Genomic DNA, 14,256 nt, shown 5'->3' with positions numbered 1-14,256 from the left:
CAGCTTCTCCCGATTCGCTTAACTCTAATTAGGCGTCAAAGCTAGTTTATAAATTTTTCTGATGCGTTCATGTATTGAGGATCATTCAACAAACGACTGAATAAGAATATGTTCCAAGCTTGGTTATGCTGTTGGAAATATCCTTGACAATAAGTTTGAAGCTTTTCTTCCAGTTGATTATTTTTAGAAAAAAAGCTTTTTTTATTAAAATGTTGAATCCCCAAAACCTGATCTACGACCAGACCAACATAATGGTCATTATGACTAATACATAAGACTTTTTGAGTAGGTAGAAATTGGCTTCTTTGCCCCGTTAAATAAAAAGCCAAATCGGAAACCGACAATAACCGTCCGCGAATATTCGCTAAACCTTTTATCCAGCCCTGAACATTGGGAACTGGTGTATATTTTGGCGGATAAATAACTTCCGAAACTTCCCCCAATGGAGCAACAAAATATTGCCCCATCATTTCAAATGCAATGCCTGACCATCGGTTTACTTCACTTTCATTGTCAGCGTAATTTTTATTTCCTCGCTTAGACAATCGAAGTAATTCGATAAATCCATTTGCTGCCATACATTATCCTGCTTGCAGATGCTGCTTGATTGTGCTGATCAGCTGATTTTCATCAATTGGTTTTGTTAGATAATCACAAGCACCCTGACGTTTGCCCCACACACGGTCAGTTTCTTGATCTTTGGTACTTACAATCACAATTGGAATATGCTTCGTTGTTGCACCACGAGCAATTTGACGAGTTGCTTGGAAGCCATTGACCCCAGGCATGACCACATCCATCAATACAAGATCTGGTAACTCGGCTTGTGCGATGGTTATCCCATCTGCACCGTTGGTTGCTTCAATCACCTCAAATCCATGTTTAGCCAAAATTTCTTTAAATCTAAACATTTCAGTTGGTGAATCATCAACGATTAAAATTTTTGTCATTCTTTCCCCCAAATTAACCGTTATGCACTCACATGGTTGCGAATTGCATTCAATAATTCATCTTTACTAAATGGTTTGGTTAAATATTCATCAGAACCGACAACGCGACCCTTTGCTTGATCAAATAAGCCATCTTTGCTTGATAGCATAATGACTGGAATATTTTGGTAATTTTGAGAATTTTTAATCAATGCACAGGTTTGATAACCATCCAAACGAGGCATCATAATATCAACAAAAACGATATCTGGATTAGCTTCAGCAATCTTAGACAAGGCTTCAAAACCATCTACCGCAGTTACTACTTCACAACCTTCTCTTTGTAATAATGTTTCAGCAGTACGACGAATGGTTTTAGAATCATCGATCACCATGACTTTAAGATTTTGAAATTTATCGTCCATTTAATGCCCCTTTCCGTAAGCTTGGAATGAATTGTGCTGTACAGATTTATTTTTACAATTAATCATGGTTTTTTAACATATATTAACTCACTTTATCAATGAACATTTCTTGTCATAAATCTCACTTCAAATAGAAAAACACAGTAAAGCTCACATAAAAAAAAATATTCTGTATTTTTTTAGAACTTAATTGTTTATTAAAATTTTGTAACCACATAAAATGATCAAAGATCGTTTTTAAAATCATATAACTGACTTTATTTTTTGGGGATGGCAGACTTCGAATGGATAGAATAATCTATTACCAAAATACAGACTCAAAAACAAAAAAAATACGCTGTTTGACCTTGGCAATGAGTTTGATCACCTGTAGTGCTTTGGCATATGCAGATGTATCGCAACCTAGAGCGGCTTGGTATCGATATTATGATAAAAATGGGGTCGCAAATATTAGTACCTCTGTCACGCCTGCACACATCAAAAATGGCTATGAAGCACTTGATCGCAATATGCAGGTGATTAGACGCAATCAAGCCTACAACGTTGAAAAGGATCTGCAACAGTCGACCTTACGTGCCTCTGAAGTGCGTAAATTAGAACAAGATGCCCGTCTTAAGCGTGCTTATGGAAACTCATCCGTTGCCACCAATAAACGCAATGAGCTTCTCAACAACTTAAAACAGCAAATAGCATTACAAAATCAAAATCTTAAGCAATTACAAAGTGATCGAATCATATTAAAAAGACAGGAAATGGAATATTATAGAAAAGGCAACACCGTACCGTCTACGCTTAAAGATCGAATCAAATACAATGCAGAAAATATAGATAAAACAAAAGGCTACATTGAAAATTTACAAAATAATTATCGCAGTACACAAAGCAAGTATGACGATGTTATTAATCGGCTCAAAAAACTTGAATAATCAACTTTTAAATCAAAAAAAATTCATGTCCTCTATTGAAAAAATCTCAACAAAGACCAAAGCTATTTATATTTTCACTCAACTTTTTAAGTTTGAACCTCATACAATAACCATGAATAACACATCGCATATCATCTGATCTTTGTATTTCAGCCCAATCGGGCATTAAAAACCTTCAGCTAATTTTTTATCGTATTATTTTATCGTATAATCTTCCCTTTAAATCTAAAAATTTTAGGACAGTTTCCATGCGCGCGAGTCGCTTTTTGTTTGCTACGTTGAGAGAAACCCCAAACGATGCTGAGGTCATTTCACATCAGTTGATGTTACGTGCGGGGATGATTCGTAAGTTGGCTTCAGGTTTATACACTTGGCTGCCGATGGGTGTACGAGTACTCAATAAAGTTGAAGCAATTGTACGCGAGGAAATGAATCGCGCAGGCTCATTGGAAACGCTCATGCCCGTAACACAACCTGCTTCACTTTGGGAAGAATCAGGTCGATATGTGCAATATGGTCCTGAACTTTTACGGTTTAAAGATCGTCATACCAACGATTTTGTGCTCGGTCCAACTCATGAAGAAGTGATTACTGATTTAGCGCGCAATGAGCTAAAAAGTTATAAGCAACTTCCGATGAATTTCTACCAAATTCAAACCAAATTCCGTGATGAAATTCGCCCTCGTTTTGGTGTGATGCGTTCACGTGAATTTATTATGAAAGATGCATATTCTTTTCATGTCGACCAAGCGTCACTACAAGAAACATATGATGTCATGTATGACACATACTGCCGAATCTTTACACGCTTGGGCTTAAATTTCCGTCCTGTTCAAGCGGATACTGGCTCGATTGGTGGTTCTGGCTCACATGAGTTCCATGTACTTGCATCAAGTGGTGAGGATGATATCGCATTCTCTACCGAATCAGATTTCGCAGCCAATGTTGAAATGGCTGAAGCAATCTTGGTCGGTGAACGTGCTGCACCAAAACAACAATTTACGATTGTCGATACGCCGAATCAAAAAACCATTGCAGATGTTTCTGCCTTTTTAAATACAGATCCAGCCCATTCTGTTAAAGCTTTATTGGTACAAGGCGTTGCAGATGAAAAAGGTCATGTTCCAGTAGTTGCATTGTTCTTACGTGGCGATCATGAGCTCAATGAAATCAAAGCTGAAAAGCACCCTCTGATTGCTGCACCATTGACTTTTGCGACTGACGAACAATTAAAAGCATTAGATTTGACAGCTGGATTCTGCGGTCCTCAAGGATTGGTGGAAAAAGGCATAGTAGTCATTGCTGATCGTGCCGCTTCAGTGCTTTCTGACTTTGTTGCTGGTGCAAACGAAGTTGATAAACATGCTATTGGTGTAAACTGGGAACGTGATGCTCAGTTTACTGAAGTGTTTGACTTACGCAATGTTGTAGAAGGTGATCCTTCTCCAGATGGTCATGGCACCATCATGATCAAACGTGGTATTGAAGTTGGTCATATTTTCCAATTAGGCAAAAAATATTCTGAAGCTTTGGGCTGTAAAGTTCTCGGTGATGATGGCAAACCATTAGTGGTGACTATGGGATGTTATGGTATTGGCGTAACACGTGTAGTTGCCTCTGCAATAGAGCAAAACTTTGATGACAAAGGGATCATTTGGCCTACGGCGATCGCACCTTTTGAAGTTGCTATTGTTCCAATGAATGCTCAAAAATCACCACGTACACTTGAAGCTGCTGAAGCACTGTACAATGAATTGCAAACAGCAGGTTATGATGTATTGCTTGATGATCGCAATGAACGCCCTGGTGTTAAATTCTCTGATTTAGAGCTGACTGGTATCCCTCATCGTATCGTAATTGGTGAGAAAGGTTTGGATGCTGGTACTTTCGAATATAAAGGTCGTAGAGATGCTGAATCTGTTGATTTAAGCAAAGCAGACCTGTTGGCTAAATTAGCGAAGTAATTTGACCAGCAATAAAAAAACCCGCAAATTATAATGCGGGTTTTTTATTTAATCATGTTTTAACTCATCGCTATAAGCCATTAATTTTCACTTTTAAATCTGTAACAGATGTCCCAATCGCACCAAAGTTCCCCATCGAACCATTCTGAAGGCCATTAAAAACAGTCGCTGCACTTGCACCGCTCGTTCCCATGATCATCTGATTGATTCCAAGATCAAATTTACTCGACTCACCCGTATTGCCAAATACAAAGCCACTTGACTCCACACCCGCATAGAAACCATTTAACGAAAAACCATTGGTTTTGTCTGTGCCTGTCAGTTGAAAATTAAAATTTGCACCTACATCACTATCATCCGATAAAAGTGCAATGGCACAACCAGTTCCTGTACCACAAATCGACTGAATTGCTCCACCAAAAGCAATCATACGACCTTGAGGCGCATTGCCGAGCTGTAAATTCATCGTTGGTTTTGATGCTGCAAAATTAATGTCAATGCCACTGTCCATTTTTAATATTTTAATGACATCGCTCTTTTCTGAAGTACCTGTGAAAATAGATTGATAGCTTGCTGGACCCGAAGATGAATTTGCACCTGCCAAGTAAAGCGCAAAAGGTGAAACCTTTATCCCTGTAATATTACTTCCAAAACTGAGACCAATATTGGCAAAAGGCTTACCTGTTGAACCACTGATCGCACTTCCATCAGTATCCATCACAACATTCATCGTTGACGAATTAGAAGCACCTAAGAAGCTTACATTCATGCTCTGATCTGCAAGTGTACCAGCACTTTTACCTGCAACAACAAGCGATGCTTTATTTGCATCATTCACAGTTGTACCTAAGCCATCACGATCAATAATAGACAGTTGATTCACTTGGACTTTGCTAATATTTATACCAACATCAATCCCTGCCTGACCCGTTGTTTGAGAAAGACCTTGATCATCCAGTGGCTGCATTGCCATTGCAACTGGACTCAATACCAATAATGATATACACCCTAGCTTGTTGTTTTTCTTCATTATCCTAATCCTTAGGAAACTTTATATATTGCCGACCACATCACAGTTTAGTTTGAAATTTTTGGTGATGGAAGAATAACCCGACCAATAACCGATCAATTTCGAGGAATAATATTCAGCTCACTACTTAATCGACCACCTGTTAAGGCGATTTCACCTAGACGTGCGCCTGAAACCAAGGCACCTGAAGCTGCTGGAGGATAAAAGTTTAAATCTCTTGCTCTAAATACACCATTTACAGACTGTGTTGGATTAAATTGCAGACTGGTATTAAATCCAACCTGCCCTGTTCCCGTATTTGAATTCTTACTGATCACAATCGCATTATTAAAACGAATATCTCCTGTCAAATTATCTAAGCCCAATGAAGAACCGTTGACAGGATCACTGATCTGAATAGTGTTATTGGTATTGGCTAACTTCAAATCACCCACTACATTCAGACGGTTCCCAGTACCATCATCTTTGATCTCACTATTCGGAATCAAAGATAAATCCATATCTCCACCAAAGCGAAGTTTCAAACCGAAGAGCACATCATCGCTTTTCGCAAAATTATTGGTATCTGAAACACTTTTATTACCACATGCAACCGAGGTTGTAGCTAAGCCTAGTGCACAGGATTTATATGTAGTTCCAGGCAAATATCCACCAGCAACTTCTGCTGCCATCACCACCAGCATATTTTTTAAGCTTAGGTTTAAACTTCCATTTTCTACACCAACGCTACCATTTCCCTTGAGTAGCATATCGATATTTCTAAGCCCCATATAATAGTCTGTAGGTTGACCATTTCTCAGTCCACCATCAATGACCAATATTGAAGTAGTATTGTTACCGATCTTATTCGCGCCATTTTTATCTACACCTTCCGTTGTTAACCCTAATGAAAAACCAAGCCGAGCGGTTTGACCAGAACCTGCTATTTTATTTTGTGTACCATCAACTGAATAAGAATAAACTTTATCTGCATCCACAGTAGTGCCATACATCGCTAAGTTTGCATTTAGATTATAAAATGGTAGTGCCAATCCCCATTGGTTATTCAGCCCATTGTCGGTAAATAAATTATTTGCCGCTACACCAGCACTTGTAGTAAATCGCCCTCTTCTAGAAAAAGATTGAAATGCCGCATTTCGAATTGAGGTCATCACGCTATAAGGACGATTCCCAGCAGTTAATGTTGTATAAACATCTTGCTTATAGTCATTCAAGCTGGTTAATGACTGACCGTTACCAAAACTTGAAGATTGGAATGTAGAGTTAACGGGCAAAGTGACTTGTTTAGAATCCATAAGATTTAAAAATACACTTCCAGTGTCAAAAGATGCACGACTTCCTTTTTGTAAACCAGTTAGATTTCCAAATTCAAATCCATAGCTATTTAGTCCAGCACCACCTATTTCTAAAGTTGTCGCATCAGCACCACCTGAAAGCATGCTATCACCATCTTTAGTGAAATCAGTTTTCATACGAAATGCAATGCCAGAACCGCCAACAATATCTTTTCCAGTATCTATACCTGATGAATTCACAGCAGAGCCTATTAAGCTGCTTGCATTTTGTACACCACGGAACTGAAGTGAACTGTTAACCATCCGCCCACTGGCACCAACACGAATTAAACCTTTTGCACCTGAGGGAGTATTATACTGATCCACTGCATAAACAGATGTTGCTGAAGGGTTGGCTCCCTTATTATTCAACATAATCTCAAGATTTAGACCTGCATTGGATGTTGTTGTACCATTTCCATATGAACCTGTATTCATAAATCCCGACTTAGTCGAAGCAGGATCAACAACGCGACCTAAATCGGCATAACCATAAGTTGCATCTGGTGTTTGAGTACTTCCAGCAATGTTTGATCCCGAATTGGTTTGTAATTTAAAGCCTTCAGCAGCATCAATAAACATAAAACCATTTGCATTAAAATTAAAATTAAAATTCTTTAAAATTAGCTGATTTAATTGATTTATTGCACTGGTTTGACCCAAATAGATATTGGCATTTTGCAAACCTAAAGCCAGCGTACCTTGGTCATTTTTACCAAGCAATCCATTGGTTGTTTTTAATCCAATACTGGTATTCGATGCTGTTTGAACAGCTAATGTACCAATCTTTGCACTACAGCGTGCTCCACTTGGATCACTATCACACACTCGGAAAGAGTCTACTGTTAATAACATAGGTGAAAGTGATACATCTAGATTCACGCCTGTTTTACCACTCACTGTGCCCATATTGAGTTTTACATTGGCTTTTAATGGGTCTGTAGAAGTATTACTTTGCTGAATCTTAACCGTATCTGCGGTTGCTGTAAGGGCTTGACTTGTCGCATCTGTTTCAGCTCGCCCAGCCTGATCTGTCCAATATAGTGTTTGAATGTTGGCTTCTTTTAATGTGGCTTCTATATTCACACCATCTTGACCATTCACATTTCGCAGATCACCATCATCCAAAGCTTGAAGTGCATAAGCAGGTACATGCATTGCCAATAAGCTGAATGCCAATGTATTTAAAATAAATCCTTTTCGCTGTTCTTGTTTTATTTTCATCCCTAAACCCTCAGACTTATTTCACTTAGCAACGCTTGTTCATACTTGAATCACAGCTAAACATCATTAACTTTCCCTGAAGTGCAAGATTGCCATTCATCTGCATACCCATAAACCCAGTTTCACGCCCTGTATCATAATTGTTCGCAGTAGAACCATTTGGACCTGTTGTTTGGGCTTTAGCAGCATATTTATTCAGTTTTAGATAACCATATTGAGCTGCGGTTGCACCCAATGAGTTTTCAGTAACTGTTCCATCTGGATTGGTTATACTGGTAAATGCATCCTTTTCTATGGAAAGTGAATTAAATCCAAAATTACGAATTTGAATGGGTTTATCTGCATCAAAAGATAATTGAAACGCAGGTTTTATCATTTGTTGGTTTGCAATATTCTTATAGACCAAATCCGCACCATCTAAACCTAACTTCTGGATATTAATCGTTCCTTGAATACCCTTAAATACCACCCAAAGTTTATTTCCACTGACACTACTTGCAGCACCACCTGAATCTACATAACGGTTATTGACTGAAAGTGCTAAACGACAAAACTCTAAATTTGCACAAATTCCACCAACACCATTATCAAACTTATAGGCATTATTTGTTTGATAATATGAATCGTTGGCATTGATCTGATTCAGTACTAGCTTGAGTGATAAGTCTGCCCCAGCCTGACCTTCAACGTGTTGCAAGTCCGAGTCAGATAAAGGTTCCATTGCCACAGCATAAACACTCAACATACTGGTTAAAATAAGAAGTACACTTTTCTTCATCATATTTCTCCTTATTTTATAAGCCTTTGGTTGTTATTTTCATATGTTGAATCAGCATACCATCAATGACTGCGGAACCTAAATTATTTTGGGCATTTGAAGTTGATGCATTACTCAATTGGTTAAATGAAATTCCGACAGCACCCGCACTTTTGTCAGCAAGCAAAGTTTTTCCAGCATCTGGACTATAGACCGTCCCAATACTGATACTGCTATGTGTCGCTGAACTTCCTTGATAACCTGAAATTGAGCTTGAACCACAATTATAAACATTACATGTAGAGCCTTTATAAGACGAATCAGCACCTGTATAGTCTGTATATATTTGTTTATAAATTGATTCTTTATTTGGTATTCGTGCCAGCTCTAAACTAAAGTTTGTACCATCAGAACCAAGAATTAAAGGCTGATATAATGAACCTAATACTAAATTCGTATTCAGGTTATAAATATAAATACCTTCCTTATCTGAGAAAGTTGGAGCCAGTCCACCATTGATCGCTGGAGTCGATAAAATATCTTGGGCTGTACCTGTGGTACAACCATTCAAATTTCCAACGCCACACTCTTGCGTGCTTAATCTCAAAACTCGGTTCATCAAATTCGCAGGCATTGTCCAAGAATTTGCTGCAGATGTTCCTAACAATTTAGAACCATCCCCGCTATTTAAGCGTATAACTCCAGCCACCCCTAAGGTATTGTTATAGAAGGCACTCATTCCCCCAGTATTGGTTGCACCACCGAGTGTCTGGAATAATTGAATTTTACTTCCATTCAGTCCAAAACCGTTAAATACACCTTGTAATCGAATACGATTTGCCCGACCTGTTGTTGTGCTACTAAACCCTTCACCTAAGTTAAATTGGTTCGCATCCTGATCTGGTTTACTTTGATCACGTACAAAAGCATCTGCCCATAAAGCAAGTTTAAGATTATATGCGTCTTCTCCACCTGCATCATTTACAAAGGCATTCGTCGTTACGGTTTTGTTATCCGAAGCAAATGTATATATATTTTCATACAACGGCGCTTCAAAATTCAAATAGGTTACAGAGCCACTACTGGTACCAAAATCAGGAATATTTGAATCTGTTTTTACGTTAAATATCCATGGGTTTGTTGCCGTTCCCCAACTTCGAATCGCTGCATTTGCCACACCATTGGTTTGTCCTGAATCTAAGCGAAGGTTGGCATTATTGGTTGCATTTCTAGACAATGCTAAGCCATATAAATATAAATCAGCTTTACCAACAGAGTGATCACTTGAGTTCACAGTACCATCTTTATTTGTATCTTGCACAAGAGATGACAATGGACCTACTGGCACATAATAGATATAACCAGTATCCAGACTACGATTAGTCAGAATTGTATCTTGTAACTGGTTTGCTCCAGCTCCCTGAAACACCATATAAGCATTTGTAGGTAATAAAGCGATGCCTTCACCTGTCGTATCACTTAATTTTTCATCAGACATTGCTTCCAAAGCGAAGCTAGATTGGGCGATGACTAAGCCAATAAAAGCTGCCAAAACAGTTTTATGAAATTTTGCCGTATAATTGAGTGTAGTCATCTATGACCTTCCTGTGTTATACGATGCTCCGCACCATATTTTATTTTATTTCTGTAATCCCTACGACACTGTATAAAATAGTCTTTCCTTGTCTATACAGTTTTGTTATCTATATCACACTTTATCTTATGCAATATTTTTTATTATGCCAAAGACTTTTATGTAAAATATATGACTTTCCGATAAACGTTTAAAATAAAAAAGCAACAGTAAACTTCCATACTGTTGCTTTTAATCAGCTAAATAATTTAACTAACAGAATTTTAAAGAACCGTAACAGTTTGGGGTGAAATCCTGTTTTGCTAATTGTAAATTATTTAATGTCATATTAGGTCTAGTTGCATCTTTTAAATCGACTTCTTTTAAAGGAATCGTACTACCAAAAAGACAATTTTCTAGTGCTAGCCCCCCACATTGTACTGGTTTATCTTGCAAATAATCACTTACTTGATTCATCACTTCATTTAAAGTAGCTTTAGGAATATCTACCTGATCAGTTGGATCAATTTTTCCAATATCAATTGGATTAGAAAACTCCAACCACCAACCTTTTGAAGCCGTAGATTTATTTCCTGGCCATTGTATATCTTGTCCCTGTAATGATAATGATGCAGGAGTTCCGTTTAAGCTTGCTTTATGAAAATACCCTAAATCTTCATTAATAGTCACATCTACATTCAAGTTTTTAATTGTACCACTAGTTTCTTTGTCCAAATTAATAAAACCAAGCGCTCTTGCAATAATATTGCCACTTAAATCAATATCCCGTACCAAAGCACTAGCCTTCAAAGTTGCGCTGTTAATACGTTTTCCAGTAATCTCTTGCTCTAATAAAGACAAATCGCCTTTTAGAATATTACTCCCAGTCGCTTTATCACGTAAATTTAAATTATATGCAGTTGTGGTAAAACCGACAGGAAATATAAAAGCAGCACAACAAGCTTGTCCATTAATTGCATTATAACCATCGGATTGTATTAATTGCCTTCTAGCAGCCTCACCTGATACCAAACTTGTGCCAAAACCGTTTACTAAAGCAGTTCCTGTAGTTGCGGCAACTTTCATATAACCACTTAAAGAATTAATACCATTTCTGGCACTGCTATTCTCTTGACCAAATGTCAATAATCCGATGGCTTTTTCTGAGCTTAAATTAATCCCCACAACTTCACGCGTCGAAGCACTATTAGGGTTTTTAACTGCGAACTGCATAAAGGGATTTGTTAAGACAGCACTTGATCCTACACGTGCAGCTCGATCAGCTGTACTACCTGTATTTGAGCTTGCAGAATTCCCTAAACCACTTAGGCTTAAATTATCAATATCAATATCACAGTTACCCGCACCATTAGCCCCACCACACCCCAATTGCAGTTTCTTTATATTGGCATTTAATTCTAACTCAGCCTCTAAACCTAATTTATAAAAACCAATATTTTTTGCCCCTATTATATTTCCAGCAACATCTTTACGCTTCGCTTCAAGATTAGTTGCATCAGTGGGTGCAATATAAGTCAAGCTCATCAATGCTTGTCCAGTAGTTTCAGAGAGCTGTTCATCTGACATACTTTGCAAATGAGTAAAGTCAGCATGAGTGGTCGCCATACCAAGAGACAGAAATGTCAAACATAAGATTTTTATTTTAAACATGAACATCTCCTTATCCTTAGATTATGCTCAGAATTGTCACACTCTATTTTTTAATTAGCCAAGTTTTATTTAAGAAAAACTTTATAAATTTAAATCCCTTAGCACATTAAAAAGTTTTTTAGTTTTCAATTGAAAATCACATTTTGTGTAAATTATCACAATTATTTAAAATTAAGCTATATTTCCGACAAAATGCTAATGCTTTTAAAATAAGCTTCCCACATGTAAACAACAATTAAAACCAAGAAAAAATTATTTCTTATCAATATAAAACAAAAGTTTAAAGTTAAAACCTTAAATAAAATGATTTAATCTATACATTAAACACTCTAAAGAATTATGACTTACTCAATTTTTCAGCAAAATACATGATTTTTTATATTATCTTTACAATAATATTTTTATAAAGTTCTCAATTAAATTATCATTTAGTCTTAAAATTCACTTCACTCTAGCAACATGAAGGGTAAGAAAGAACTTTTTCAATTTCACTATGATTCAATTTTCACTTTTTATTGATTTTCAAAAATTCAAATAAAAACTTAATACTTATAAGAATATTTAACCAAGGCATGCACCTACCTACTCAGTATTTTATTCATATCAACATAAGCTATTAAACATTGGAAGATTTGATAAAGCCAAAATTAGAAATTTAATAATCAAAAATAGTTTTTCTTATTATGGATAAATACAGGAATATTAGATCAAAAATATCAAATAAAATTCTTAGTTTTTAAAATCACAACATACTTTTATATTTGATATACCACCTATAAAATGATAAAAATCAATGACAAAAATTTAAAGATCAAAATATATTTTGACCTGTTTAGTTATCTAAGCTCAATTCATAAAAGAAAGTTAAACAACATGATAGAGACCTATGGATCTATTCAATTATCTTTATAAATGCGTATCCACAGAAACTTAGCAAAATTTTAGTGAACCATAGCAATTTGGTACAAAATCTTGCCCCTTTAGCCTTAAATTTGAAAGATTCATCTGTAAAGGAGAAACTCCAGACAAATTTACATTTCCTAGATTCGCACTGATTCCATTACCAATTAAAACACCTAATAGATCAGAGGTCGTTGCAGGGTTTGATTGTAAGTAGCTCCCTGCCTTTTGCGCAAATTGCCCTAGAAGTGGCTCAATGGATAATCTATCTGTAGGCTCTACCACACCAATTGAAACTGGATCTTGCAATGCTAACCACCAACCGCGCTCAGCCAAGTTTGCACTTTCAGAACCTGGCCATAGTATTTTTATTTGTTGCAAACTCAATGAAACAGGCGAATCAATTTTTAGATTATGTATAAAACCTAAGCTTTCAGAAAAGTTAACTTTAGCCTTAGCACCGCTCACAGTTCCAGACATACGAATATTTGAAAATTGACGCCCATTCCATGCGATTATACAGGTCGGAAGGAATGTTAAATTTTGACAACCTGTTACAGCAGCATTTACTGGTGAACCAGCGGTATAAACAGCTGTTGTTGTACCAAAGATATTACTTTCTACCCTACCTGCTGGTGGAAAATTTGCACCAGTTCCTAAATTAATTGTTGGGATACTCACTTCTGCTGAAAGTTCTGCCGATGTTTTACGATTCCCCACAACTATTAATTGTTGAGTTTCAAAAGGTAATTTATTCATTTCTGGTATACTAAATCCTCCCCCATTTGTAATAAAACTAGCATTAGCTAATCCTAACGCTACAAGATTTCCTTTTATTTGATATTTGGATAAATCCATGTATTGTGCTGCTGTATTTGCATATCCTTTGACTTTACTTTGTTCAGCCACTGAATCACCTATTCCCGACTGAACTTTCATATAACCACTTAAACTATTTATTCCATTTGCTTGATTAGAATTTTCCAGCCCAGCTGTTAATAACCCAACAGCCCTTTCAGCACTTAAACGTAAACCAACAATTTCTCTTTGTGATGCAGATTGTGGATTTTTTATAGCAAACTCAATAAACGGGTTAGTTAATTTAGCACTTGAAGAAGTTCTACCTATCCGAGTATCGGCTATACCACTCAAACTTAGGTTATCAATATCAATATCGCATCCACCTGCACCATTTACGCCACCACAACCCAATTGGAGTTTTTTAATGTTTGCATTAAGCTCTAGTTCAGCCTCTAAACCTAATTTATAAAATCCAATATTTTTATCTCCGCCCAACCTTTTTGATTCAAGATTAGTGACATCAGTAGGTCCTATATAAGATAAACTCATGAGTGCTTGTCCTGTTGTTTCAGCCAATTGTGCATCAGACATATGCTGCAGCGTCGTAGACTCTGCATATACAGCAGGCATGCTAAAAACACTTAAAGAAAAAAACGTGATGTACAAAGGCTTAAACGTGAACATTTCTTCATCCTTAAACTATGTTCAAAACTTCTTGAGCC

Annotated in this window: 11 protein-coding genes; 2 read left to right on the top strand and 9 right to left on the bottom strand. The window is 36.8% G+C overall.

The features are described 5' to 3' along the window. Window positions 1-41: 41 nt before the first annotated feature. The 3 genes from AC1Z3T_RS13185 to pilG are packed head-to-tail and all read right to left on the bottom strand — an operon-like array spanning window position 42 to window position 1,354. Window positions 42-578, bottom strand: coding sequence for a chemotaxis protein CheW (locus AC1Z3T_RS13185; RefSeq protein WP_100884508.1), 537 nt, complete (start codon window positions 576-578; stop codon window positions 42-44). Window positions 579-581: 3 nt separating this feature from the next. Further along, entirely contained in the window at window positions 582-950 is a 369-nt protein-coding gene (locus tag AC1Z3T_RS13180) for a response regulator (protein ID WP_004827615.1), read from the bottom strand. A gap of 20 nt (window positions 951-970) precedes the next feature. Continuing rightward, a complete protein-coding gene (gene pilG / locus AC1Z3T_RS13175; protein ID WP_004827613.1) occupies window positions 971-1,354 on the bottom strand; it encodes a twitching motility response regulator PilG in 384 nt (127 codons plus the stop codon). 284 nt (window positions 1,355-1,638) lie between these two features. Between pilG and AC1Z3T_RS13170 the strand changes: the two genes are divergently transcribed. Continuing rightward, window positions 1,639-2,280 (top strand): hypothetical protein, encoded by a 642-nt coding sequence (locus AC1Z3T_RS13170; protein WP_051070708.1) that lies wholly within the window; start codon window positions 1,639-1,641, stop codon window positions 2,278-2,280. Window positions 2,281-2,528: 248 nt separating this feature from the next. Next, the gene (locus AC1Z3T_RS13165; protein WP_058967259.1) at window positions 2,529-4,244 is read left to right on the top strand and encodes a proline--tRNA ligase; all 1,716 of its coding nucleotides are present in this window, start codon (window positions 2,529-2,531) and stop codon (window positions 4,242-4,244) included. Between the two features lie 70 nt (window positions 4,245-4,314). Here AC1Z3T_RS13165 and AC1Z3T_RS13160 read toward each other — a convergent pair whose 3' ends face one another. The 6 genes from AC1Z3T_RS13160 to AC1Z3T_RS13135 all read right to left on the bottom strand — a co-directional run bounded on the left by AC1Z3T_RS13160 (window position 4,315) and on the right by AC1Z3T_RS13135 (window position 14,218). Next, window positions 4,315-5,274 carry a DUF6160 family protein gene (locus AC1Z3T_RS13160; RefSeq protein ID WP_005031091.1) on the bottom strand — a complete coding sequence of 320 codons (960 nt, stop codon included), beginning with the start codon at window positions 5,272-5,274 and terminating at the stop codon, window positions 4,315-4,317. 95 nt (window positions 5,275-5,369) lie between these two features. Continuing rightward, window positions 5,370-7,832, bottom strand: a complete 2,463-nt coding sequence (locus tag AC1Z3T_RS13155; protein WP_005031092.1) for a DUF6160 family protein — start codon at window positions 7,830-7,832, stop codon at window positions 5,370-5,372. A 25-nt stretch (window positions 7,833-7,857) separates the two neighbouring features. Further along, window positions 7,858-8,610: a DUF6160 family protein gene (locus tag AC1Z3T_RS13150; protein WP_005031094.1), complete on the bottom strand. Its 753-nt coding sequence runs from the start codon at window positions 8,608-8,610 to the stop codon at window positions 7,858-7,860. Window positions 8,611-8,626: 16 nt separating this feature from the next. Then, window positions 8,627-10,183 carry a hypothetical protein gene (locus AC1Z3T_RS13145; protein ID WP_100884507.1) on the bottom strand — a complete coding sequence of 519 codons (1,557 nt, stop codon included), beginning with the start codon at window positions 10,181-10,183 and terminating at the stop codon, window positions 8,627-8,629. Between the two features lie 252 nt (window positions 10,184-10,435). Further along, entirely contained in the window at window positions 10,436-11,833 is a 1,398-nt protein-coding gene (locus AC1Z3T_RS13140) for a hypothetical protein (protein WP_100884506.1), read from the bottom strand. 930 nt (window positions 11,834-12,763) lie between these two features. After that, window positions 12,764-14,218, bottom strand: a complete 1,455-nt coding sequence (locus AC1Z3T_RS13135; protein WP_004827597.1) for a hypothetical protein — start codon at window positions 14,216-14,218, stop codon at window positions 12,764-12,766. Window positions 14,219-14,256 lie beyond the last annotated feature (38 nt).

This window comes from Acinetobacter sp. B-6, assembly GCF_056930735.1.
The sequence above is the reverse complement of the archived record's forward strand: the minus strand, read 5'-3'. Positions and strand labels throughout refer to the sequence as shown.